Here is a 25,022-nt window from a genome sequence, read left to right as displayed (position 1 = left end):
CCACTCTCGAATCGGCTCGAGCGGGGGGACCCTCACCGCACCAAGGACGCCATGAGCCAGCAGCACTCCGCCATCGCCCCGGCCCCGCACTCCGCCGAAGCCAAGCGCAGCGACTGGTGGCGGGACGCCGTGATCTACCAGGTCTATCCGCGCAGCTTCGCCGACGGCAACGGCGACGGCATGGGCGATCTGGAAGGCGTGCGTTCCCGCCTGACGTACCTGCGCGACCTCGGCGTCGACGCCGTGTGGCTCAGCCCCTTCTACGCCTCCCCGCAGGCGGACGCCGGTTACGACGTCGCCGACTACCGGGCCGTCGACCCCATGTTCGGCAACCTGCTGGACGCGGACGCGCTGATCCGCGACGCCCGCGAGCTGGGTCTGAGGATCATCGTCGACCTCGTCCCCAACCACTCCTCCGACCAGCACGAGTGGTTCAAGCGCGCGCTGCGGGAGGGCCCGGGCTCGCCCCTGCGCGAGCGCTACCACTTCCGTCCCGGCAAGGGGAGGAACGGCGAACTCCCGCCCAACGACTGGGAGTCCATCTTCGGCGGCCCGGCATGGACGCGGGTGACGGAACCCGACGGCACGCCCGGCGAGTGGTACCTCCACCTCTTCGCGCCCGAGCAGCCCGACTTCAACTGGGACCACCCGGCCGTCGGCGACGAGTTCCGCTCGATCCTGCGCTTCTGGCTGGACATGGGCGTCGACGGCTTCCGCATCGACGTCGCCCACGGCCTGGTGAAGGCGGCCGGCCTGCCGGACCTCGGCTCCCACGACCAGGTGAAGCTGCTGGGCAACGATGTCATGCCGTTCTTCGACCAGGACGGGGTGCACGAGATCTACCGGCAGTGGCGGCTGATCCTCGACGAATACGCCGAAAAGGAGGGGCCCGAAGGGCCTTCGTCGGAAGGGCGGTGGCGGGAGACGGGCGGGCGCATCTTCGTGGCGGAGGCCTGGACCCCGACCATCGAGCGCACCGCGAACTACGTCCGCGCGGACGAGCTGCACCAGGCCTTCAACTTCCAGTACCTGTCGACGGCCTGGGACGCCGGGGAGCTCCGTGAGGTCGTCGACCGCACCCTGGAGGCGATGCGCCCGGTCGGCGCGCCCGCCACCTGGGTGCTGTCCAACCACGACGTCACCCGGCACGCCACCCGCTTCGCCAACCCGCCCGGCCTGGGCACCCAGATCCGCCTGGCCGGCGACCGCGAGCTGGGGCTGAGGCGCGCCAGGGCCGCCACCCTGCTCATGCTGGCACTGCCCGGCTCGGCCTACGTCTACCAGGGCGAGGAGCTCGGCCTGCCCGACGTCGTCGACCTCCCGGACGAGGTGCGCCAGGACCCGGCGTACTTCCGCGGCGCCGGACAGGACGGCTTCCGCGACGGCTGCCGGGTGCCCATCCCGTGGACGCGCGAGGGCTCCTCGTACGGCTTCGGCAGCGGCGGCAGCTGGCTCCCGCAGCCCGAGGGCTGGGGCGCGCTGAGCGTGGAGGCGCAGCAGGGCGTGCCGGACTCGACCCTGGAGCTGTACCGCGCCGCCCTCGCCGTCCGCCGGGAGCACCCCGACCTGGGCGCGGGGGACGCGGTGGAGTGGCTGCGCGCCCCCGAGGGCGTACTCGCCTTCCGGCGCGGGGAGTTCGTGTGCGTGGCGAACACCGGCGGCGAGTCGGTGACGACTCCCGCGTACGGCCGCGTCCTGCTCGCCAGCGGTGAGGTGACCGAGGCGGACGGCGAGGCGAAGGTGCCGGCCGACACGACGGTGTGGTTCACCACCCGCCCCTGAAATTTCTTGCATCAACTTCACACGGCCCGCTGCCTTTTCAGGCAGCGGGCCCTTAACATCTCCGTCACCGCAAGTTGGTTGAAAACTTGCAGCAAAAACCTTCAACGGTGAAGGAGCCCCACATGGTACGCAGAACGCTCTCCGCGGCGGTCGCCCTCACGGCCGCCACGATTGTCATGACCCCGACGAACGCGCAGGCCTCGCCGCCCGGCACCAAGGACGTCACCGCCGTCCTCTTCGAGTGGAAGTACGCCTCGGTCGCCCGGGAGTGCACCACCACGATCGGCCCGGCCGGCTACGGATACGTCCAGGTCTCCCCGCCCGCCGAGCACATACAGGGCTCGCAGTGGTGGACGTCGTACCAGCCGGTGAGCTACAAGATCGCCGGCCGGCTCGGCGACCGCACGGCCTTCCGGAACATGGTGAACACCTGCCACGCGGCCGGGGTGAAGGTCGTCGTCGACACCGTCATCAACCACATGTCCGCGGGCAGCGGCACCGGCACCGGCGGATCGTCGTACACGAAGTACGACTACCCCGGGCTGTACTCCTCCTACGACTTCGACGACTGCACCGCGCAGGTCAGCAACTACCAGGACCGCTGGAACGTCCAGCACTGCGAACTGGTGGGCCTCGCCGACCTGGACACGGGCGAGGAGTACGTCCGCAGGACCATCGCCGGCTACCTGAACGACCTGCTCTCGCTCGGTGTGGACGGCTTCCGCATCGACGCCGCCAAGCACATCGCAGCCGCCGACCTGGCGAACATCAAGTCCCGGCTGACGAACCCGAACGCGTACTGGAAGCAGGAGGTCATCTACGGCGCCGGGGAGGCCGTCCAGCCCACCGAGTACACGGGCAACGGCGACGTCCAGGAGTTCCGCTACGCCTACGACCTCAAGCGCGTCTTCAACAACGAGAACCTCGCCTACCTGAAGAACTTCGGCGAGGGCTGGGGCTACCTGAGCAGTTCGGTGGCCGGCGTCTTCGTCGACAACCACGACACCGAGCGCAACGGCTCCACCCTGAACTACAAGGACGGCGCGAACTACACCCTCGCCAACGTCTTCATGCTGGCCTACCCCTACGGCGCCCCGGACATCAACTCCGGCTACGAGTGGTCCGACGCGGACGCCGGCCCGCCCGACGGCGGCACCGTCAACGCCTGCTGGCAGGACGGCTGGAAGTGCCAGCACGCCTGGCCGGAGATCAAGTCGATGGTCGCCTTCCGCAACACCACCCGCGGCCAGGCCATGACCGACTGGTGGGACGACGGCGCCGACGCCATCGCCTTCGGCCGCGGCAGCAAGGGCTACGTCGCCATCAACCACGAGACGGGCACGCTGACCCGCACCTACCAGACGTCGATGCCCGCGGGCACGTACTGCAACGTGCAGAACAACACGACGGTGGCGGTGAACTCCGGCGGGCAGTTCACCGCCACCCTGGGCGCCGGTACGGCGCTGGCGATCTACGCCGGGAAGTCGAGCTGCTGAGGCCCTACTTCCAGGTGTCGTTCGTGGTGTAGCCGGACGAACCGCCCGTCGTGTACGAGCGGTTCGTGCCGGACTCCCAGGTCACGTTCCCCGAGCCGTCCTTCTTGACGTACTTGTACGTGAAGGCCGTGTTCTTCGGGACGATGACCAGCCGGCTCCACGTCGGGTACGACTGCGAGGACAGCGGGATCGCGTCGGCGGTGTTCCACGAGCCGAGGCTCGGCAGGGAGCCCACGACGTAGACGTTGGTGCCCCAGTCGGTCGTCGCGGACTCGTTGAAGGTGACGTCGGTGGCGTCCGCGTCCGCCACGTTCCAGGAGTCGTCCAGCGAGAGCGCCGACGTCGTGGTCGTGGCCGACCGGTTGGCGTTCGACTCCCAGGTGACGTTTCCGGAGGCGTCCTTCTTGATGTACTTGAAGGTGAAGGACGTGTCGACCGGCACGCTCACCTCGCCCGACCAGACCGGGTAGCCGGCGGAGGAGAGCTTGACCGCCTTGGCGGTGTCCCAGCCGCCGAGGGCCGGGATCGACCCGACCACGTACACGTCCGTGCCGGACGTCGTCGGCGCGTACTCGTCGAACGTCGCGCTCACGGTGGAGCCGGACGAGCCGCCGCCGCCCGCGTCGCCGCAGCCGACGGTGCAGGTGTAGGACGCGTCGTAGAAGGCGACCGCGCCCTTGGCCGGGAGGGTGAGCGAGGCGCTGCCGCCGGAGACGGTCACCGTGCTCGCGCCGCCGTCGACGACGTTGCTGTACGTGCCGTCCGCCATGCCGGTGGTGAAGGTGTAGGTGGCCGGCGAAGAGCCGTTGTTCAGGGCGAAGAAGCCCGCGCCGCCCCGGCCGAAGCCGATCACGTCCGGGGACTTGGTCTGCCAGTCGGTCACCGCCGCCGAGTCCACCGCGTTGTGCCAGGCCACCATGCCGACGACCGCGGTGTCGCGGTCGAGGCAGTACCAGGTGCCGCTGCCGCAGTCGGTGTCCGTGACGAAGCCCGAGGAGTTCGGCGGGGCCTGGTCGCTCTGGGTCCACTCCCAGCTGGCGTAGACCGTGGGGGTCGCCCACTTGTAGGCGAGCTCGAAGAGGTTGGCGAGCTTGTAGGTGCCGCCGTCCTTGTAGCTCATGTGCAGGCCGTTGCGCTCGGTGTCGTGGTTGGTCACGAAGGACACCGAGTTCGCCGCCGGGAGGATGCCGCTGCTCGCCAGCGAGGACAGGTCGCTGACATTGCCCTGGAAGGCGGACTTCATCCGGCTCGCGTAGGTGAAGTCCAGGACGTCGCCGGAGGCGTAGTAGTCGGCGGGCTGCGGGGTCGAGCCCGGGTAGACCTCCTGGAAGACGTACGGCGCCGTGCCCGCCGTCGTGTTCGTCAGCTTCGCCTCGATCGCCGCCAGGTCGGTCTCGGGGATGTGCTTGGCCGCGTCGACACGGAAGCCGTCGACGCCCAGCGCGAGCTGGGAGTTGAGGTAGTCGGCGAGGCCCGCCCGTACGGTGTCGGAGCCGGTCCTCAGATCGGGCAGGCCCAGCAGTTCGCAGTTCTGGACCTGGGTGAGGTTCCCGTAGTCCTGGATGGTGAGGTCGGAGGTGGGGCAGTCCGAGGAGTCGTGGTAGTCGGCGCGGTTCCACTCCGGGGTGTCGTACTTGCTGGTGATCGTCGTGCCGTGGTAGCCGGTGCCGGTCTGCGCGGCGGTGTGGTTGATCACCGCGTCCGTGTAGACCTTGACGCCGGCCCGGTGGCAGGCGGTGATCATCGCGGCGAACTGCGCCTTGTCGCCGAAGCGGCTGTCGAGGTCGTAGGAGTAGGGCTGGTAGACGTCCCACCAGTAGTACGAGGACTGCTTCAGGGACTCGGCCGGGGGCGCGACCTGCACGGCTCCGTAGCCGGCCGGGCCCAGGACGTTCGTGCATTCAGAGGCGATGGAGTTCCAGTTCCACTCCCAGAGGTTGGCGATGACGTCGCCCTTGGCGGTGGTGTCCGCGTGCGCGGAGGCGGCGGGCAGCGCGACGGCGCCCGCGAGTGCCAGCGCGCCGGCGGCCACGGCGCTCGCCGTGCGGCGCCGGAAGACACCCGGGGGTCGGTGTCCGGTCATGTGCGGCTCCGATGAGGGGGTGTGTGGGTTTCGACCAGTGGTGAGCGTGGGGGTGTTGAGAAGGGCACGTCAAGGTTGCCGTTGAAACTTCTTGCTATGAGTTTCAAAACTCTTGCTGTAAACCTTTCGTCAGCGATACGGTCACGCGGGCGCCCGGCGACGAAGCCGTCCCGCGGCGCAGGGGTCGGACCCGACTGAGCCGTAATCGCAAGGAGTTCCCGCCTGTGATACCGAGATGGCCGGCGCCCGCGCGGCGCCGCACCGCCCACGTCAGACGGGTCGCGGCCGTCACCGTCGCCGCGCTCGCCGCCGCACTCGTCCAGCCGCTCGCGGCGCACGCGGACGCTCCGCCCCCGCCGCCCTCCGACGCGCGGCTCGCCGCCGCGCCCGCCCGGCACGGCGACACCCGCGAGCAGTTCTACTTCGTCATGCCGGACCGTTTCGCCAACGGCGACCCGTCCAACGACCGGGGCGGGCTGACGGGTTCGCGCCTGAGCACCGGCTACGACCCCACCGACAAGGGCTTCTACCAGGGCGGCGACCTCAAGGGCCTGACCCGCAGGCTCGACTACATCAAGGGCCTCGGCACCACCGCCATCTGGATGGCCCCGATCTTCAAGAACCGGCCGGTGCAGGGCACGGGCAGCAACGCCTCGGCCGGCTACCACGGTTACTGGATCACCGACTTCACCCAGGTCGACCCGCACTTCGGGACCAACAAGGACCTCCGGACCCTCATCTCCAAGGCGCACGCCAAGGGCATGAAGGTCTTCTTCGACGTCATCACCAACCACACGGCGGACGTCGTCGACTACAAGGAGAAGTCCTACGACTACCTCTCCAAGGGCGCGTTCCCGTACCTGACGAAGGACGGCAGGCCCTTCGACGACAGCGACTACGCGAACGGCACGAAGAGGTTCCCGGCCGTCTCCCGCGACTCCTTCCCGCGCACCCCGGTGGTCACGAGCAGGAGCAAGGTCCCGTCCTGGCTCAACGACCCGACGATGTACCACAACCGCGGTGACTCCACCTACGCGGGCGAGTCCGCCACGTACGGCGACTTCTCCGGCCTCGACGACCTGTGGACCGAGCGCCCCGAGGTCGTCCGCGGCATGGAGAAGATCTACCAGCGCTGGGTGCGGGACTTCGGCGTGGACGGCTTCCGGATCGACACCGTGAAGCACGTGAACATGGAGTTCTGGACGCAGTGGGCGACGGCGCTGGACAGGTACGCCGCCGCGCACGGCCGCAAGAACTTCTTCATGTTCGGCGAGGTCTACTCCGCCGACACCTCCGTCACCTCGCCCTACGTCACCCAGGGGCGGCTCGACGCCACCCTCGACTTCCCCTTCCAGGACGCCGCCCGCTCCTACGCCTCCCAGGGCGGCAGCGCGCAGAAACTCGCGGCCGTCTTCGGCGACGACTACAAGTACACGACCGACAAGGCCAACGCCTACGAGCAGGTCACCTTCCTCGGCAACCACGACATGGGCCGCATCGGGTACTTCCTGAACCAGGACAACCCGAAGGCCGGCGACGCGGAGCTGCTGAAGAAGGACGAGCTCGCCAACGAGCTGATGTTCCTCAGCCGCGGCAACCCGGTCGTCTACTACGGCGACGAGCAGGGTTTCACCGGCTCCGGCGGCGACAAGGACGCCCGCCAGACGATGTTCGCCTCCAAGGTCGCCGACTACCTCGACGACGACGAGATCGGCACCGACCGCACCCACGCGAGCGACTCCTACGACACCAAGGCGCCGCTGTACGAGCAGATCAGCGCGCTCGGCAGGCTGCGCAGGGACAACCCCGCCCTGACCGACGGGGTGCAGACCCAGCGCTACGCGGCCGACGGCGCGGGGGTGTACGCGTTCAGCCGCACCGACGCGAGGTCCGGCCAGGAGTACATCGTCGCCTTCAACAACGCGGGCGAGGCCCGGTCGGCCACCTTCGCGGCCGGCTCCGCGGACATGAAGTACCGCGGTGTCTACGGCACTTCGCACGACGTGACGTCCGGCGCGGACAGCAAGGTCACGGTCACCGTCCCGGCCGAGTCCGCCGTCGTGCTGAAGGCGGCCGGCGAACCCGCCCGGCCGGCCGCGGCCCCGGCCCTCACCCTCAAGGCCCCCGCCGCGGGCGCCACCGGCACGGTCGAGGTCGCGGCCGGTGTCGGCGGCGGCGGGCTGAACCGCGTCGTCTTCGCCGCCCAGGTCGGCAACGGCCGGTGGCGCACGCTGGGCAGCGCCGACCACGCGCCGTACAAGGTCACGCAGACCATCGGCAAGGACGTCGCGCCCGGAACCGCCCTGCGCTACAAGGCGGTCGTCGTCGACTCGGCCGGGCACACCGCGAGCGCCACGGCCGCCTCGACGACCGGCACCCCGCCCGCCCCTCAGATCCCCACCGCCTCCTCCCGCGACTACGCGATCGTCCACTACAAGCGCACCGACGGCGACTACGGCAACTGGAACCTGTACGCCTGGGGGGACCTGGCCGACGGCGAGTCCACCACCTGGCCGGCCGGCCACCCCTTCACCGGACGTGACGCCTACGGCGCCTTCGCCTACGTCAAGCTGAAGCCGGGTGCCTCGAGCGTCGGCTTCCTCGTCGTCGACAAGGACGGCAACAAGGACGTCTCCGCCGACCGCACCATCGACGTGACGAAGACCGGGGAGGTCTGGATCGAGCAGGGCAAGGACGCCATGTCGACGACGCGGCCCGGCTATCCGGCGCAGGACACGACGAAGGCGGTCATCCACTACCACCGCGCGGACGGCAACTACGACGGCTGGGGTCTGCACGTGTGGACCGGCGCCGCGAACCCCACGGACTGGTCCAGCCCGCTGAAGCCGGTGCGGACCGACGCCTACGGCGCGGTCTTCGAGGTACCCCTCACCGACGGTGCCACCAGCCTCAGTTACATCATCCACAAGGGCGACCTGAAGGACCTCCCCGCCGACCAGTCGCTGGACCTCAAGGCGAGCGGCTACGAGGTGTGGCTGCTCGACGGCCAGGAGAAGTACCTGCTGCCGCAGCCCGCGGGCTCCTCGGCCGCACTCGACCTGACCACCTCCAAGGCGGTCTGGATCGACCGGAACACCGTGGCCTTCAACGGCTCCGACGCCGCCGTCTCCACCCAGCTGCTGTACTCCCACGACGGCTCGATCGCCGTCAAGGACGGGACACTGACCAGCGACGACGAGCGCTGGCTGCGCCTTGGGAAGACCACCCTCACCGATGCCCAGAAGGCCAGGTTCCCCTACCTGAAGAGCTACACGGCCTGGTCCGTCGACCCGCGCGACCGCGACCGGGTGCGCGAGGCACTGGACGGCCAGATCGTCGCCTCGCAGCGGGCCGCGAACGGCGCCGTGCTGGCGGCGACGGGCGTGCAGATCGCCGGCGTCCTCGACGACGTGTACGCGGGCGCGACCAGGGCCGCCCTGGGGCCGACGTTCCACAAGGGCCGTCCCACGCTGTCCGTCTGGGCGCCGACCGCGCAGCGCGTCTCACTGGAGCTCGACGGCTCCCTGAAGACGATGAAGCGCGATGACGCCACCGGCGTCTGGTCGGTCACCGGGCCCCCGTCCTGGAAGAACAAGCCCTACCGGTACGTGGTGAAGGTGTGGGCGCCATCCGTCCGGAAGATCGTCACCAACAAGGTCACCGACCCCTACTCCCTCGCCCTGACCGCGGACTCCGAGCGCAGCCTCGTCGTCGACCTGCGCGACCGGTCCCTGGCGCCCAGGGGCTGGTCGTCCCTGGCCAAGCCCAAGGCCGTGCCGCTGAAGGACGCCGAGATCCAGGAGCTGCACATCCGGGACTTCTCGGTCGAGGACGCGACGGTGCCGGCGAGCCACCGGGGCACCTACCTCGCCTTCACCGACCAGGGCAGCGACGGCTCGAAGCACCTGCGTGAGCTGGCGAAGTCCGGTACGTCGTACGTGCATCTGCTGCCCGCCTTCGACATCGCCACCATCCCCGAGAAGAAGGCGGACCAGGCACGTCCCGACTGCGACCTCGCCTCCTACGCCGCCGACTCCGACAAGCAGCAGGAGTGCGTGGCGAAGACCGCGGCGAAGGACGCCTACAACTGGGGCTACGACCCGTTGCACTACACCGTCCCCGAGGGCTCGTACGCGACCGACCCGGACGGCACGGCCCGTACGGTCCAGTTCCGCCAGATGGTCAAGGCCCTGAACGAGGACGGTCTGCGGGTCGTCATGGACGTGGTCTACAACCACACGGCGGCGGCCGGGCAGGCGGACACCAGCGTCCTGGACAAGGTCGTGCCCGGCTACTACCAGCGGCTCCTCGCGGACGGCTCGGTGGCCAACAGCACCTGCTGCGCGAACACGGCCACCGAGAACGCGATGATGGGCAAGCTGGTCGTCGACTCGGTCGTCACCTGGGCCAAGGAGTACAAGGTCGACGGCTTCCGCTTCGACCTGATGGGACACCAGCCGAAGGCGAACATCCTCGCCGTCCGCAAGGCCCTCGACGCCCTGACCGTCGCGAAGGACGGCGTCGACGGCAAGAAGATCATCATGTACGGCGAGGGCTGGAACTTCGGCGAGGTCGCCGACGACGCCCGCTTCGTGCAGGCCACGCAGAAGAACATGGCCGGCACCGGTGTGGCGACCTTCTCCGACCGGGCCCGGGACGCCATCCGCGGCGGCAGCCCCTTCGACTCCGACCCCGGCGTCCAGGGCTTCGCCTCCGGCCTGTACACCGACCCCAACTCCTCGTCGGCCAACGGCACTCCGGCCGAGCAGAAGGCCCGGCTGCTGCACTACCAGGACCTGATCAAGGTCGGGCTGACCGGCAACCTCGCCAAGTACCGCTTCACCGACACCGACGGCAAGGAGGTCACCGGCGGCGAGGTCGACTACAACGGCCGGCCGGCCGGCTACGCGGACGCGCCCGGCGACGCCGTCGCCTACGCGGACGCGCACGACAACGAGTCCCTGTTCGACGCCCTCACCTACAAGCTGCCGAAGGGCACGTCCGCGGCCGACCGGGCCCGGATGCAGGTCCTCGCGATGGCGACGGCCACCCTCTCGCAGGGCCCGTCCCTCTCGCAGGCGGGCTCCGACCTGCTGCGGTCGAAGTCCCTGGACCGCAACTCCTTCGACAGCGGTGACTGGTTCAACGCCATCCACTGGAACTGCGCCGACGGCAACGGCTTCGGACGCGGACTGCCGATGGCGGCCGACAACGCCTCCAAGTGGCCGTACGCCAAGCCCCTGTTGAGCTCGGTGCGGGTGGGCTGCCCGCAGATCGAGGGAGCCTCGGCGGCGTACCGGGACCTGCTGAGGATCCGCTCCTCGGAGCAGGCATTCTCGCTCGGCACGGCCGGGCAGGTGCAGTCGGAGCTGTCCTTCCCGCTGTCCGGGAAGGACGAGACGCCCGGGGTGATCACGATGGAACTCGGTGACCTGGTCGTCGTGTTCAACGCGACGCCGGGCAAGCGGGAGCAGCACGTCGCGGCGCTGGCGGGTACCGGCTACCGGCTGCACCCGGTGCAGTCGGCCGGTGCGGACCCTGTCGTGAAGTCTTCCGCTTATGACCGGAAAACCGGCACGTTCGTCGTTCCGGGGCGCACTGTTGCAGTATTCTCCCGGATCTCCTGATCAGGGCATTACGTTGGTGGGGCGGACCCCGAACCGGTCCGTCCCACCGATGTTGTCCAAGGGTTCGAGAGATGGCAGTCGACGGCAAGCTGACAGACACGACTGTGCTGGTCGTGGACGACGTGGCGGCCAACCGCTACGCCATGGGCACGGTGCTGCGCCGCGCCGGACACCAGGTCGTTCCGGCCGCCAGCGGCCAGGAGGCCCTCGTCGAGCTGGACGTACGGCTGCGCAAGGGCACCCTGCCCGACGTGGCCCTAGTCGACGTCGGACTGCCGGACATGAGCGGCTTCGAACTGTGCCGCCGGGTCAAGGAACGGCCGCACATGGCCAACCTGCCCGTCGTGCACTTCTCCGCCGCCGCGGCCGCGCCGGGGGACCGCTGCCGCGGCCTGGACGCGGGCGCCGAGACGTATCTGACGGTGCCCGCCGAACCCGAGGAGATCGAGGCGGTGGTGCGGGCCGCCCTGCGCACCGCGCGGCTGCGCGCCGGCGACAAGGCGCTGGTACGGCGGCTGACGATGCTCTCGCAGGTCGTCATCACCATCCAGTCGGCGCGCTCCCTGCAGGAACTCGCCGACGCGGCCGCCGACGGCACCGCGCTGCTGACCGGCACCCCCGCCGCCGTCTTCGTGCTCGGCCCCGACGACGAGCTCTACCGCGGCGTCTCCCGGGACCGCACCTCGCTCGCGCTGCCGGACGAGGGCGCCCACCGGACCGTGGCCGGTCTCCTGCGGCGGCTCAGCCGGGGACAGGCCGGCGTGCAGATCACCACGGTGCCCGCGCCGCTGTGGCCGGCCGGGTTCTTCCGTCCCGGCGTCCAGCACGACGCCCGGCTGACGCTGGCCCTCACCCAGGACGGCAGGGCCCCGCTGTGCCTGGCCACGCCCACCCGCGGCACCCGCCGGCCGAACCCCGGGGACGAGGCCCTGGTGGCGCAGCTCGCGCAGGCCACCGCGCTGGCCGCCGAGCCGCTGCTCATGTACCAGGTCGAGCGGCACGTCGCCCTCACCCTCCAGCACAGCTTCCTGCCCCGGCCGCAGCGGCTCTCCGAACTGCCCGGCATGGAGGTCGCGGTCCGCTACGTGCCCGCCTCCCGGGAGACCGAGATCGGCGGCGACTTCTACGCGGCGCAGCGCACCGGCGAGGGCGTGCTCACCGCGGTCGGCGACGTGGTCGGGCACTCGCTGGACGCCGCCACCGTCATGGTCGAGATCCGGCACGCCCTGCGCGCCTACTGCGTCGAGGAGAGCGACCCGGCCGTGCTCGCCGCGCGCCTCGACCGGATGCTGCAGCACTACCACTGCGAGGTCACCGCCACCGTGTGCCTGGCGCTGATCGCCCCCGCGACCGGCCGCACCCGGATCGCCAACGCCGGCCACCTGCCGCCGCTGATCCTGCGCGGGAACGGCGACGCGGAGTACGCCCGGGCCGACGGCCCGCTGCTCGGCCTGGGACTGCCCCGGCCGGAGCCCACCGAGCTGACCCTGCACCCCGCCGACCGGCTGCTCATGGTCACCGACGGCCTGATCGAGACCCGCGGCACGGACCTGACCGTCTCCATGGAGCAGCTGCGCTCCGCGGCCGTCGGCGCCGAGCCCGGCCTGGACGCACTGTGCGACACCCTGCTGGGCTGCTTCGGCCACGACCGCGAGGACGACATCGCGATGCTCGCGGTCCAGCTCAAGAACTAGGCTGGGCCCGCCGCCGTAGAACAGGAGTGCCCATGCCGCAGATCACCGTCGACTACTCGCGTACGATCGCGCCCGCCTTCGACCGGGCCGCCTTCGCCCGCGCCCTGCACGAGGCGACGGTCGAGATCGCCGCGGCCAGGCCGGAGGCGTGCAAGACGCAGTTCCGGCCGGGCGAGTTCACCGTGTACGGCTACGACGATCCCGCCGCGGAACGCCACGGGATCGTCCACGTCACCCTGGGGCTGCTCGCCGGACGCTCCGAGGAGACCAGGGCGAAGCTGACTCAGGCCGTGCTGGAGCTGCTGCGCGAGCACGTCGCGGACGAGGGCATCGTGCTGCACGCCTCGGCCGAGGTGCGCGACCTCGACCCGTCCTACCGCAAGTTCGACCGTTAGCCACTCCGCCGCGGCCGGTCGCCCGGTTCCCCGCGCCCACTCGGGGCGCTGGTCAGGAGGTCAGTGAGATCAGCCGGGCGACCAGGTCCGTGAAGGGGCCGTCGGCCGGCTCGTCCTTGAAGATCCGGCGCAGCAGCACGGCCATCTCCGCGTCGTAGGCGGCACTCACGGCGGCCAGGGCGGCGAAGTCGTGCACCAGCTGGGCCTCCAGCTCGGCACGCGGGATGCGCCGGCCGTCCAGCCAGATCAACGCGGTCGACTCGGCGAGCGAGATCCAGGAGCGTACGACCAGTTCCAGTCGCGCGGGCGGTTCCTCGACGCCCAGATGCGAAAGGATCTGGTCATGGGCGGCCTGCCGTACGGAGTCGATGAGGGCGTTGGTGGCGGAGGAGCCGACGGCCGGGCCGCCGCGCATCAGCGCCGAGAAGCCGGGCCCGTGCTCGTCGACGAAGTCGAAGAAGCGGCGCATCACCCGTCGCAGCCGCGCGCCCAGCGGCCCGTCCCGCGGCTCGTCGAACCGGCCCGCCAGATCCTGCGCGGCCCGCCTCAACGCGGCCTCGTACAGGCTGAGTTTGCCGGGGAAGTAGTGGTAGACCAGCGGGCGGGAGATGCCCGCCGCGGACGCTATCTCGTCGATCGAGACGTCGTCGGGAGAGCGCCGGCTGAACAGTTCGAGGGCGACGCCGATCAACTGCTGCCGTCGCTCCTCGACTCCCATTCTGCGGCGCACTCCGGTAGTCATGCGAACACCTTACCGATCGGATCCGGCCGGGAACGGACCGGACCGGCCGCCGGGTGTTCACATGTCCGGCACCGAACGCTCACTTCGCGCCCTCATATGCGGACCGGCGGCCCGTCCCCGCACCCCACCCCGCCTGCCCTAGCCGAGGCCGGTGACGGATCGTCCGTCGTCCGTGGTGCCCTTCAGCCGGGCGCGGGCGCCCTGTTCGGCCCGGGCGGCCAGCAGGTTGCCCCGTGCGCTCGCCCGCACCCCACCCGTCGTACTGATCGACGCGGTCCCCTCGCTCCCGGCCGCGAGCAGGTACCAGCGGCCCGACTCCGCCTTCCACAGCACACCGGCGAGCACCTGCGGGTCCTTCGCCCCGCACGCCGGGACGTTCTCGGCCTTCGCCGCGACCGCCCCGTACGTCCCGCCCGGTGTGTGGAACTGCGCCAGCACCCGCGTGCCGCCGCCCCGCCAGGTCTCCGCCCGCGTGCACACCCAGTCCGCCGCCGCACCGTCCGGGCCGGCGGACCCCGGCCCGGACGGCAGCGGCTGCTCGGCGTACGGCCAGGCGTTGACGCTGCGCACCCCCGCCGAGCGCAGCGCGCCCAGCGAGCAGGCGTACGGCGCCCAGGTGCGCAGCGCCCGCGCGCCGGAGACCTCGTGGGTGGCGCCGGGGCGCCCCGTGGTCAGCCGCGCGGGGACGAGCTCGCCGAGGTCGGTCGACACATGGGTGCCGGTGGAGTCCGTCAGCTGCATCACGTTCCAGGACGTGCAACTGCCGTTCTGTGCGGAGGAGTTCGCCAGCGGCGCCGTGACGCCGCCGGTGATGGGCAGGTCCATGGCGCCCGCGCCCGGCTTGAGCAGGTCACGCTCGGCGGCCTTGGTCACCCAGGGCGCCGTCAGATAGCGGACGTTGCCGTCGGCCCGGTCCAGGACCAGCGCGCTCGCGTCCGCGCGGCCGGCGCCGTCGACGCGCGCGAAGTCGAGGGCGGCGCCCTTGGTGCCGTCCCGCGGCTCGGCGTACCGCACGATGCGCAGGCCGTCGTAGAGGATCACCACGTGGGCGCTGTCCACGGTCCCGGCGTAGAGCAGCTGGGGCGGGCCGGAGGGGCCGCCGGAGGGGGTGCCGGGGGTCGCGGAGACCTGGACGCTCTCGCCGGGCCTGGCCCAGACGGCGAGCGCGCGGCGCAGCAGGGCCTTGTCGCCTGCGAGGTCCCCGCGGGCCGGCCAGACGGAGAAGTCGGTGCGCGCGGAGGACTCCCACGCGGTGGGGGCGACCCTGGCCAGCTTCGCCGGGTCGAGGGCGGCCTCGGCGGCCGGGTTCTGCGCGTACACGGGGGCGGCGGCGCCGTCCGGGGCCCAGCCGTCGCCGGGCAGACCGAGCAGGGCGCCGCACACGGTGAGCGCCGCCGCGGCGGCGAGCGCGGCCTTGGCGTGCTGCCTGCGCCGCATCAGGTCGGTGGGCCGGGCCTGCAGCGAGCAGGGGTCGAACTCGGGGGAGTCCAGCAGTGCGTACCGCTCCGGGACGCCGTCGGCCTCCGCCAGCGCGGCGTCCGGGTCGGCGCAGCCGGCCGCGGTCAGCACGGCGCGCACCTCGGCGTCGGCGAGCCGCTCCGCACCGCGCAGGACGTAGGCGGCGCGGGCCGGCCCGGACAGCGTCGACAGGTGCTGGTCCAGGGTGAGTTCGTCGGCGCCGCCCGAGCGCGGGAACAGGCGCAGGCCCCATACCTGGGGCAGCAGCGGAGGCAGCTGGGAGCGCCTGGGCCACAGCGTGCGCTTCAGCGGCAGGCCCGCCTCCAGCGCCGTGCGCAGCACCCGCAGGCGGACGAAGGCGTACCCGGGGTCGCCGTCGCGGCCGGCCGACTGCGCCGGGATCGCCGGTGCCGCTGTACGGCCCCTGGGCAGGGCGCGCTGGGTGAGGGCGTGGGCGGTCACCACGCGCCGGTTGCGGCCGAGGCCCGGCGGCAGCACCAGGTAGGCGAGCCTGACCAGCCGCGGGTAGTGCTCGACGAGCGCGGCCTCCGCCTGCTCGACGTCGACGACCGGGTCGGCGGAGGAAGGTGCGGGGCGCGGGGCGACATCCTGTGACTGCACGTTCAGCAGAACGAGCGAATCGTGCGATGGTCACCGCCGCCCGGGCGGGTCGTCTTCCGGCGGGTCGCCCCACGGGCGCCCCGGTCGTGGTCCACGGGCCCGCCTTCGCAGAGGTGTGCAGGGGCCCCGGCGGGCTTTGAGTGCGCCGTACTCCGCGCCCGTATCGATGGTGACGGGCCCCTCGCCGGGGCCGGAAGGGACCGGAGGAACCGATGAGGACGACCCGACCGATGCTCGCCGCGGCGGGCGCCGCGGCCGTGCTGGCGCTGTCCGGCTGCGGAGCCGGGGAGAGCGGCACCGCAGCCGAGGTGCCGCCCGCCGCCACCGGCACGCTGGAGAGCCTCGCCACGGCGGTGAAGTGCCGGCCGGACATGCAGCTGGACACCGACGAGGTCCGCCAGGCCATCTGCGGGCGAGCCGCGGGCAGGTTCGTCCTCGCGACCTTCGCCACCGACCGCGGCCAGCGCGAGTGGATCAACTCGGCCAAGGACTACGGCGGTTTCTACCTGGTCGGCCGCAAATGGACGGTCTCCACCGGCACCCGGAGCGTGATCACGGCCCTGCGTCCGAAGCTCGGCGGCGACGTGGAGATCGGTACCGACCACAGCGCCCACACCGGCTGACCGGCACCGGGCGCACACACCGGCGGCCGGTGGCGGGCTCTCCCGCCACCGGCCGCCGGTGTGTGGTCACCGGATCTGCCGGGTCACTTGCACCGCTGGCCGTTGTTGATGCAGTTGACCACCCGGTTCATCAGGTTCTGGTCCATGACGCTGATGAAGTCGTCGTGGTCGGTGATCGCCTTGTGCAGCTCCTCGGGGAAGCCGTCGACCGCGTACGGGTTCTTGACCTGACCGTTGGCGATGGTCGGCGTCGGAACGTCGTACACCAGGCGCTGCGTCAGCTGCGGGATGGCCTTGAAGCCGTTGGGGCAGGCGCCGCTCGCGGGGTCGGCGAAGGCCACGTGCGTACGGTGGTTGGCGCTGTCGATGTTCTGGCCGTCCCAGCAGCTCTGGAAGGCGAACGTACGGACCACCTTGCTGCCCTGCGGGCACAGCGGGTACTGGTTGGTCAGCTGGACCTTGTCCTCGAAGCCGGTGCAGCTCCAGTGCGCGTTGGCGTTCGCCGCGCCGTTGGTGGCCGCCTTGGCGTCACCGGTGATGATGCGCAGGAACGTGGGCATCGCCACGACCTTGCTGGTCGGGTTGCCGACGTAGGTGATCTGCGCCGACTCCGCCCGCAGGATCTTGCCGACGTTGCCCTCCTTGCCGCCGCCGAGCTGGTTGGCGTCCTTCTCCTGGGTGCCGTCCTGCAGGCGCAGCACCGGCCAGTAGTAGGCCGACTTGTCGCCCTGCTCGGAGCAGGTGGTACTGGCCTTGGCCAGGGTGTCGTTGCTGGAGAAGGCGTTGACGTCCTGGTTGCCCACGTAGTCGTGGGTGTGGTGCGCGCCGTTGTTCACGCCGGGCGCGACGATCAGGTTGTCGGTGTTGCGGTTCTCGTTGGCGTTGACACCGCAGTTGAGGCTGAACGTGCCGGTCGAGGCGTTGTTGCCCTTGTCCGGCTTGCCCTGCACGTTCGGCGCGACCTTCGTGATGTCGACGAAGTCGGCGGCGACCGGCCCGGCCGCACCGTTGCCGTTGTCCTGCTGCTGGCCCGCGCCGGCGGTGGCACCCGCCGAGGGGGAGGCAGTGGCCTGGCCGTTCTGGCCGCCTGCGTTCTGGCCGCCTCCGTTCTGGCCGTTCTGCCCCTGGTTGGCTGCCTGGGGCGTGCACGCCGCGAGCTGGCTGAGGTTGTCGGGCGCCTTGCCGCCGACCCGCTCGATGTCGATCCGGATGCGGTCGAGCGTCGCGATGCGCTTGTCCTTGAGCGGGCCGACGATCGCGTTCTGTACGAAGTTGGCGTCGTTGGCCTGGGCCCGGCGGGTGGAGGCGAGCCGGGAGTAGGCCTCGGTGACCTGCTTGTCGAGGTTCGCCAGCTCCCTGGTCACGCCCTGCCGGGCCCGGTACGGCACGTTCGTCAGCTTCTGGCTCACGTCAGGACAGGCCAGCGTCGCCCACTGGGCGTTGGCGGACTTCGTGTAGTTGTGCCCCGAGTTCGACTCGTGCGCCGAGGCGTAGAAGTTCGCCCAGAGCAGCCCGCCCCCACCGAGCGCTAGGGCCGCCGATGCGGCTATGGCCTTGGTGGCCAGCGGCGTGCGGCGTTTGCGTGTGTTGCGTCCCATGGAACTCCTCTGACTTCCTTGCGGGCTTGGCGGGGCATCGAGGCGCCCGACAGGAGTGAAGCGGCGCCCATGGATACGGACGGCGTCCCAGGGGTGTTCAGCAACCTCACCGGCAAATCAGAGGACTGCACGGCCGACCGGCCTCAACAGCAGCTTGAGCAGCGGAAGTTACGGAGAATCAGCATCCGTTCACCGGCCCTGGTCCAGGTAGGCGAGGACCGCCAGAACGCGCCGATTGTCATCGTCCGACACCTCGAGGTCCAGTTTGGCGAAGATGTTGGAGGTGTGCTTGGCGATCGCCCGTTCCGTCACCACCAGCTGCCCGGCGATCGCCGAGTTGGAGCGGCCCTGCGCCATCAGCTCCAGGACCTCCCGCTCACGGGGTGTCAGCCGGGCGAGCGGCCGGTCCTCGGCGGCCCGGCGGGACAGCAGCTGCCGGATCACCTGCGGGTCCATCACCGTGCCGCCCCCCGCGACCCGCCGCACGGCGTCCACGAACTGCTCCGCGTCGAAGACCCGGTCCTTCAGCAGATAGCCCACCCCGCCACCGCCGTGCCGGGCCGCGCCCGCGCGGGAGGTACCCGCGTCGCCGGCGAGCAGCTCGCGCGCGTACAGCTGCTCCACGTGCTGGGAGAGCACCAGCACCGGCAGACCGGGTCTGTCCCGGCGCGCCCGCAGCGCGCACTGCAGCCCCTCGTCGGTGTACGTCGGCGGCAGCCGGACGTCGACCACGGCGACGTCCGGATCCAGCTCGGCGAGGGCGCGGGCGAGTTCGGGGCCGGACTCGACGGCGGCGGCGATCTCGAAACCGTGGGCCTCCAGCAGGCGCACCAGCCCGTCGCGCAGCAGGAAGAGGTCTTCGGCCAGGACTACGCGCAAGGGATCTCCATGGTCACCATGGTCGGACCGCCCGCGGGGCTGCTGACGGCCAGGACGCCGTCGAATGTAGCGAGGCGCCGCTCGACCCCGGCGAGGCCGGTCCCGGCGCCGATCACCGCCCCGCCACGGCCGTTGTCGGTGACCGAGATCCGCAGCGTGCCGCCGCGCTCTTCCTCCGCCTGGTGCAGGTCGATCCAGATCCGGTCCGCGCCGGAGTGCTTGACCGCGTTGGTGAGCACCTCGCTGACCGCGAAGTAGGCGGCGGACTCCACCGGCGCGTCCGCACGGCCGCTCAGTTCGACGTTCACCTCGGTGGCCACGGGCAGTCGCAGCGCCAGCGCCCGTACCGCGTCACCGAGCCCGCGTTCGGCCAGCACCGGCGGGTGGATGCCGCGGACCAGGTCGCGCAGCTCGGTGAGGGCGTCCGCCGAGGACCGGCGGGTGCGCGCGAGGAGCTCCTTGGCCTTCGCCGGGTCCCGGTCCACGAGCGCCTCGATGGTGCCCAGGTCCATGCCCATCGCCACCAGCCGGGCCTGCGCCCCGTCGTGCAGGTCCCGCTCGATGCGGCGCAGTTCGGCGGCGGAGGTGTCGACGGCGTCCCTCCGGGTCTCGGTGAGCACCCGCACCCGCTCGGCCAACTCGCCCTGGCTCGCGCCCAGGACGGCCCGGGTGAGCCGGAAGTGGGCGGCCAGCAGGCGCGGTGCCAGCGGGCTGAGGCCGAGGAGCACGACGGCCAGGGCGCCGGCCGCCAGGGCGGAGGCCTGACCGGTGACGTGCACGAAGCCGTACCAGTACCCGCCGCTCGCGGAGAACGGCCGCCACAGCCCGGCCGCGACCGCGAGCCCCTCCAGCGGGTAGAGGACGAGCGCCGCCGGCAGCAGCGCGGTGACGAACCCCGCCGTCATGTCGACCTGGAGCCACCGCAGGTCGCGCCAGACCGCCGGGTCGCGGAGCATCGCGTACGTCCGCGCCCAGGGGCCCGCGCCCTCGGGGAGCGGACGGTAGGAGGCCGGGATCCGCACCCCGGCCCACTCGGCCGCCAGCATCCGCCGCCGGTCCGCGAAGACCCGCACGCCCGTCAGCAGCCACGGCGTGGTGTAGGCCCCGACGCCGACCGGGACGAGCGCCAGGGACACCAGGGTGAGCGTGTAGAGGACGACGGCCGGAGGGAGGGTCACCAGGGCCAGCACGAACCCCCGTCCCGCCGCCAGGGCGACGGCCCGCGCCCTCCCGGTCGGGGAGCCGCTTTCCGTGTTGGTGGTCATGACGCAGAGTCTGGCGGAGCGGGCGCGGACGGTCACGGGGCCGAGCCCCCCGGTCCCGGGGTGGTGCCAGGTACACCCCGGCCGGTCTTCTTCCGGGGGTGCGGGGAATCGTGCGTGCTCTTCCGGGGGTGCGGGGAATCGTGCGTGCTCTTCCGGAGGCGCCGGGAATCGTGCGTCCTCTCCCGGGGGTGCGGGGAATCGTGCGTGCTCTTCCGGGGGTGCGGGGAATCGTGCGTGCTCTTCCGGGGGTGCGGGGAACCGCGCGACAGGCCCCCACCGACCGCGGCCCGGTCACCGACCGCGCAGGACGTCCGCCTCCACCGCCGGGTCGAGCCCCACCGGCGGCCGGTCCGGGCGCTGAGGCGCGGTTCCGCCGATGTCCCGCAGCCACCTCCACGTGTCGCCGACGGTCTCCTCGACGGGCCGGCAGGCCAGCCCCGTCGCCAGGGCCCGCGAAACGTCCGAGCCATGCAGGAAGTCGTGCAGGTCACTGCCCGCCGGCACCCACACCGGCAGCTGCGTCCACGGCTCGATCCCCGCCTCCAGGATCACGTCCGGCTCCGTCCAGCACAGCCGGGCCGCCGCGCCGGTGGCGGTCGCACACGCCTGGAGCAGGGACCCCATCGTGGCGTGCCCCCGCGGACCGACGAGGTTGTACGGGCCGCTCAGCTCCCGCTCGGCCGCCCCCAGGATCCACTCGGCCAGGTCCCGCACGTCGACGTACTGCAGCGGGAGGTCCCGCGGTCCGGGCGCCAGCACCGGCCCGCCGCGCGCCACACGGGCCAGCCACCACGGCAGCCGGCCGACGTTCTCGTACGGGCCCAGGATCAGCCCCGCCCGGACCAGCACGCAGCGGTCCGCGCCGAAGGCCTCGACGGCGGCGATCTCCGCGCCCCTCTTGTCGCGCGCGTAGTCGGTCTGCCCGGCGTCCGGCTCGGCGCCCTCGACCAGCGGCGCGTCCTCGGTGTAGCCGGCGGGCGCGGGCCAGGCGTACACCGAGCAGCTGGACACGTACACGTACCGTCCGGCACGGCCCCGCAGCAGCCGCGCCGCCTCGTGCACGGCCCGGGGCGCCGCCGACCAGGTGTCGACGACGACGTCCCAAGCTCCGTCGGCGAGGGCGCCGAGCCCGCCGGGCACGGTCCGGTCGCCCCGCAACGCCTTCGCACCGGAGGCGGGCCGGTGCCGGCCGCGGTTGAGGACCGTGACCTCCCAGCCGCGCCCGAGGGCCGCCTCCACGACGGCCCGTCCCGCGAACTCCGTACCACCCAGCACCAGAAGTCTCATGCCGGTGAGCCTGCCCGGCCCGGACGCGGGGCGGAACGCCGCTCTGCCGAGGGCAGACGACGGCGGACGAGGGCGGACGAGGGCAGGGGATCAGCGGCCGGGCGCCGCGAGGCGGGCGAGCGGCGGGATCAGACCTGGCCGGCCTTCTCCAGCGCGGAGCAGCAGGTGTCGACGAGCAGACGCGTCACCACGTACGGGTCGACGTTGGCGTTCGGACGGCGGTCCTCGATGTAGCCCTTGCCGTCCTTCTCGACCTGCCACGGGATGCGGACCGAGGCGCCGCGGTCCGAGACGCCGTAGGAGTACTCGTTCCACGGGGCGGTCTCGTGCAGACCGGTCAGGCGGTCGTCGATGCCGGCGCCGTAGTTCTTGACGTGGTCCAGGGGCTTGGAGCCCTCGCCGAGCGACTCGCAGGCGGTGACGATCGCCTCGTAGCCCTCGCGCATCGCCTTGGTGGAGAAGTTGGTGTGCGCGCCCGCGCCGTTCCAGTCGCCCTTCACCGGCTTCGGGTCGAGCGTCGCGGCGACGCCGAAGTCCTCGGCGGTGCGGTACAGCAGCCAGCGGGCCACCCACAGCTGGTCGGAGACCTCCAGCGGGGCCAGCGGGCCGACCTGGAACTCCCACTGTCCGGGCATGACCTCGGCGTTGATGCCGGAGAGGCCGAGACCGGCCTTCAGGCAGTTGTCCAGGTGCGCCTCGACGACGTCACGGCCGAAGATCTCGTCGGCGCCGACGCCGCAGTAGTAGCCGCCCTGCGGGGCCGGGAAGCCGCCCTTGGGGAAGCCGAGCGGGTAGCCGTCCCGGAAGAACGTGTACTCCTGCTCGATGCCGAAGACCGGCTCCTGCGCGGCGAACTTCCCGGCGACCTCGGCCAGCGCGGCACGGGTGTTGGACTCGTGCGGCGTCATGTCGATGTCGAGGACCTCGCACAGGACGAGGACGTCGTCGCCGCCGCGGAGCGGGTCGGGGCAGGTGAAGACCGGCTTGAGGACACGGTCCGAGGAGTGACCCTCCGCCTGGCTCGTGGAGGACCCGTCGAAACCCCAGACCGGCAGCGCGTCGAGCCCGCCGGGCTCACCGGTGATGATCTTCGTCTTGGAGCGGAGCTTCGCCGTCGGCTGGGTGCCGTCGATCCAGATGTACTCAGCCTTGAAGGTCACGGGCCACTTCCTTCGGGGTGTGTCTGGCGCACCTGCGGGTGCCGCGGCGCCGCGGCACCGGGGCGCCGCCGTTGATGGCCGCGAGCCTGCCAACGGGCGGTTTCCCGGCCATTGCCCGTACGTGAACCCCGTGTTACCCGGCATGGCTGCGGTGCGACTCACGTGTGAGGGCGGCGGTCGCGGGTCAGCCCGCCCCGGCCGCGGCCTCCCGCACCGCCTCCAGGAACCCCCGGATCGCCGCCCGCTCCCGCTCGTCGTAACCCCGCAGCACGTCCACCGCGCGCCCGATCAGCGGCCCGAAGTAGGCCCAGCCGAGCTCGACCGCCCTCTCCTCCACCTCGATCACGACCCGGCGCCGGTCCGTCCCGCCGCGCACCCGCCGCACGTGCCCGGCCCGTTCCAGCCGGTCCACGAGTGCCGTCGTCCCGGCGGAGTTCAGCCCGAGCGCCGCACCGAGCCGGCCCGCCGTCATCTCCGCACCCGCGCGTGCGGCGTCCATGAGGGCGATCAGGGCGCGCACGTCGGTGGGGTGCATGCCGTAGCGCTGCGCGAACCGGCCGCTGTGCAGGCCGAGTTCGACGGTCACCGCACGCAGCAGATGGACGATCTCCAGTTCCGGGCCCTGGGGCTGCATACGCCTTCTCCGTTATCATCTCGCTCGACGAGTATCTCGCTCAGCGAGATAATAGGGGATGCCGGAGGATCACCCGGGGAGGGCACACGGATGAGCGGTGCATACGACATGGACGGCTTCCTGGCCGCCTACGAGACGGTCATGGCCAAGTGGCCCGCCGGGCGGGAGGCGCTGGCCGTCCGCACGCCGTTCGGGACCGCCCACGTCAACGCGTGCGGCCCGCGCAGCGGCCCCCCGCTGGTCCTCCTCCCCGGCGGCGGGGGAGCGACCTCCGCCTCCTGGTACGCCCAGGCCGCCGACCTGGCCCGCACCCACCGCGTCCTGGCCGTCGACCTGATCGGCGCCCCCGGCCGCGGAACCGAGGCCGGCGACCGCCACCCCCGCACGGTCGCCGACCTGGTGGCCTGGCTGGGCGCGGTCCTCGACGGGCTCGGCGTGGGGGAGACCGCGCTCGCCGGGCACTCCTACGGCGCCTGGATCGCCCTGCACCACGCGCTGCGGGCACCCGCGCGGGTGCGGCGCCTCGCGCTGCTGGACCCCACCGGGTGTTTCGCCGGGTACCGGCCGGCCTATCTGCTGCACGCCCTGCCGATGCTGCTGCGGCCGACGCCGGCCCGTGTCCGCGCCTTCCTGCGCTGGGAGACCGGGACGGGGGCGCCTCCCGCTCGGGCGGGGGCGCGGGATCGGGAAGCCCTCGACCCCGACTGGCTGCGCCTGCAGGAGGCGGCCGCCGGCTTCCCCTCCGTATCGAAGCCGGTGACCGGTCCCCGCCCGGCGCCCGACGCCCTGCGCGGGCTGGACGTGCCGGTCCTGCTGCTCCTGGCCGGGAGCAGCAGGACGCATGACGCGTACCGCGTGGCGGCGCGGGCCGGTGCGCTGCTGCCGCGTGCCGAGACGGTCGTCCTGCCCGGTGTCTCCCACCACGCGCTGCCGCAGGCCGCACCGGCCGAACTCGGCCGCCGCCTCACGGAGTTCCTGGGTCGCTGAGCCTCACCCCACCTTCTCGATCAACGCGTGGCGGATCAGGAACTTGCCGGGCTCACGGACCTGTTCGAAGGCCGCGTCGTTGAGCAGCGCACAGCTGCCGGAGACCGAAGTAACCTTCACCGTCGTGGACTTGGCGTTGTCCAGGTTGGTGACCTTCAGCGTCGTCCCCACCGGGAACTGGTTGCTGGAGGCGGCGGGCGCCCCGCCCTCGCCGGAGAGGGTCACGGTGGAGCCGTTGCACACCTGCCGGCCCGGGGCCGCACCACCACCGGCGTTCCCGCCGGCGCTTGCGCTCGCGTTTCCCGCGGAGGCCCCCTGCGAGGGCTGAGCGGTCCCCTGCGCCGGCTGCGTCGACTGGGAGCCCTGAGCCGACTCCCCAACGGTGCAACCGGACGCCTTCTGCTGGACCTTGATCTGCTCGATGACCGCCTGGCGGTTGGCGATCCGGGCCGCGGACTGGGCGTCGGGAGCGGCCTTCTGCCCGTCGATGAACCTCTGGTTGTTGCCGAGGGCGGTGGCGAGCCCGAGGCAGACGTTGGAGTCCGCGGCGGACGACAGGGTCCTGGCCCCCGGACCCTGCGCGGCGTTGGAGGTGCTCGCCATGGCGAAGGCGCCGCCTCCCGCCACCGCCGCCGCGCTCACCAGCAGCGCGATCTTCTTTTTCGTACCGAGCCTTCGCCTGCGCGACATG

17 protein-coding genes are annotated in these 25,022 nt (G+C 71.8%); 7 read left to right on the top strand and 10 right to left on the bottom strand.

Annotation, left to right across the window (positions count from 1 at the left end; translation table 11 throughout):
- Window positions 1–51 precede the first annotated feature (51 nt).
- Both ACJ9NR_RS11730 and ACJ9NR_RS11725 read left to right on the top strand, forming a co-directional pair.
- The gene (locus ACJ9NR_RS11730) at window positions 52–1,782 is read left to right on the top strand and encodes a glycoside hydrolase family 13 protein (protein WP_412487475.1); all 1,731 of its coding nucleotides are present in this window, start codon (window positions 52–54) and stop codon (window positions 1,780–1,782) included.
- Between the two features lie 122 nt (window positions 1,783–1,904).
- On the top strand, window positions 1,905–3,278 hold the full coding sequence (locus tag ACJ9NR_RS11725) for an alpha-amylase (protein WP_412487474.1): 1,374 nt from the start codon (window positions 1,905–1,907) through the stop codon (window positions 3,276–3,278).
- 4 nt (window positions 3,279–3,282) lie between these two features.
- On the opposite strand, the gene ACJ9NR_RS11720 is transcribed toward ACJ9NR_RS11725, so the two are convergent.
- Window positions 3,283–5,361: a carbohydrate-binding module family 20 domain-containing protein gene (locus tag ACJ9NR_RS11720; RefSeq protein WP_412487473.1), complete on the bottom strand. Its 2,079-nt coding sequence runs from the start codon at window positions 5,359–5,361 to the stop codon at window positions 3,283–3,285.
- 224 nt (window positions 5,362–5,585) lie between these two features.
- On the opposite strand from ACJ9NR_RS11720, the gene pulA reads away from it, so the two are divergent.
- The 3 genes from pulA to ACJ9NR_RS11705 all read left to right on the top strand — a co-directional run bounded on the left by pulA (window position 5,586) and on the right by ACJ9NR_RS11705 (window position 13,077).
- Window positions 5,586–10,988 (top strand): pullulanase-type alpha-1,6-glucosidase, encoded by a 5,403-nt coding sequence (gene pulA / locus ACJ9NR_RS11715; protein WP_412487472.1) that lies wholly within the window; start codon window positions 5,586–5,588, stop codon window positions 10,986–10,988.
- 71 nt (window positions 10,989–11,059) lie between these two features.
- The gene (locus ACJ9NR_RS11710) at window positions 11,060–12,682 is read left to right on the top strand and encodes a SpoIIE family protein phosphatase (RefSeq protein WP_412487471.1); all 1,623 of its coding nucleotides are present in this window, start codon (window positions 11,060–11,062) and stop codon (window positions 12,680–12,682) included.
- Between the two features lie 32 nt (window positions 12,683–12,714).
- On the top strand, window positions 12,715–13,077 hold the full coding sequence (locus tag ACJ9NR_RS11705) for a 5-carboxymethyl-2-hydroxymuconate Delta-isomerase (protein WP_412487470.1): 363 nt from the start codon (window positions 12,715–12,717) through the stop codon (window positions 13,075–13,077).
- Between the two features lie 52 nt (window positions 13,078–13,129).
- Here the strand turns inward: ACJ9NR_RS11705 and ACJ9NR_RS11700 are convergent, their stop codons facing one another.
- Both ACJ9NR_RS11700 and ACJ9NR_RS11695 read right to left on the bottom strand, forming a co-directional pair.
- Entirely contained in the window at window positions 13,130–13,819 is a 690-nt protein-coding gene (locus ACJ9NR_RS11700) for a TetR/AcrR family transcriptional regulator (protein ID WP_412487469.1), read from the bottom strand.
- 138 nt (window positions 13,820–13,957) lie between these two features.
- Complete coding sequence (locus tag ACJ9NR_RS11695) at window positions 13,958–15,898, bottom strand: hypothetical protein (RefSeq protein ID WP_412487468.1); 1,941 nt, start codon at window positions 15,896–15,898, stop codon at window positions 13,958–13,960.
- Between the two features lie 212 nt (window positions 15,899–16,110).
- On the opposite strand from ACJ9NR_RS11695, the gene ACJ9NR_RS11690 reads away from it, so the two are divergent.
- A complete protein-coding gene (locus ACJ9NR_RS11690) occupies window positions 16,111–16,521 on the top strand; it encodes a hypothetical protein (protein WP_412487467.1) in 411 nt (136 codons plus the stop codon).
- An 83-nt stretch (window positions 16,522–16,604) separates the two neighbouring features.
- On the opposite strand, the gene ACJ9NR_RS11685 is transcribed toward ACJ9NR_RS11690, so the two are convergent.
- From ACJ9NR_RS11685 to ACJ9NR_RS11660, 6 genes are all read right to left on the bottom strand, one after another.
- Entirely contained in the window at window positions 16,605–18,119 is a 1,515-nt protein-coding gene (locus tag ACJ9NR_RS11685) for a DUF1996 domain-containing protein (RefSeq protein ID WP_412487466.1), read from the bottom strand.
- A gap of 189 nt (window positions 18,120–18,308) precedes the next feature.
- Window positions 18,309–18,998 (bottom strand): LuxR C-terminal-related transcriptional regulator, encoded by a 690-nt coding sequence (locus ACJ9NR_RS11680; RefSeq protein WP_412487465.1) that lies wholly within the window; start codon window positions 18,996–18,998, stop codon window positions 18,309–18,311.
- A complete protein-coding gene (locus ACJ9NR_RS11675) occupies window positions 18,989–20,263 on the bottom strand; it encodes a sensor histidine kinase (RefSeq protein WP_412487464.1) in 1,275 nt (424 codons plus the stop codon). The genes ACJ9NR_RS11680 and ACJ9NR_RS11675 overlap by 10 nt, the downstream gene beginning before the upstream one ends.
- 291 nt (window positions 20,264–20,554) lie before the next feature.
- The gene (locus tag ACJ9NR_RS11670) at window positions 20,555–21,550 is read right to left on the bottom strand and encodes an NAD-dependent epimerase/dehydratase family protein (RefSeq protein ID WP_412487463.1); all 996 of its coding nucleotides are present in this window, start codon (window positions 21,548–21,550) and stop codon (window positions 20,555–20,557) included.
- Between the two features lie 128 nt (window positions 21,551–21,678).
- Window positions 21,679–22,710, bottom strand: coding sequence for a glutamine synthetase (glnII, locus tag ACJ9NR_RS11665; protein ID WP_412487462.1), 1,032 nt, complete (start codon window positions 22,708–22,710; stop codon window positions 21,679–21,681).
- Between the two features lie 184 nt (window positions 22,711–22,894).
- Window positions 22,895–23,344, bottom strand: coding sequence for a MarR family winged helix-turn-helix transcriptional regulator (locus tag ACJ9NR_RS11660; protein WP_412487461.1), 450 nt, complete (start codon window positions 23,342–23,344; stop codon window positions 22,895–22,897).
- A gap of 90 nt (window positions 23,345–23,434) precedes the next feature.
- On the opposite strand from ACJ9NR_RS11660, the gene ACJ9NR_RS11655 reads away from it, so the two are divergent.
- Complete coding sequence (locus ACJ9NR_RS11655; protein WP_412487460.1) at window positions 23,435–24,331, top strand: alpha/beta fold hydrolase; 897 nt, start codon at window positions 23,435–23,437, stop codon at window positions 24,329–24,331.
- 3 nt (window positions 24,332–24,334) lie between these two features.
- On the opposite strand, the gene ACJ9NR_RS11650 is transcribed toward ACJ9NR_RS11655, so the two are convergent.
- On the bottom strand, window positions 24,335–25,021 hold the full coding sequence (locus ACJ9NR_RS11650) for an SCO2207 family protein (RefSeq protein ID WP_412487459.1): 687 nt from the start codon (window positions 25,019–25,021) through the stop codon (window positions 24,335–24,337).
- Window position 25,022 lies beyond the last annotated feature (1 nt).

It is taken from the genome of Streptomyces sediminimaris, assembly GCF_047049295.1.
In the GTDB taxonomy this organism is placed as follows: Bacteria; Actinomycetota; Actinomycetes; order Streptomycetales; family Streptomycetaceae; genus Streptomyces; species Streptomyces sediminimaris.
This window is presented reverse-complemented; position numbering and strand designations above follow the sequence as displayed.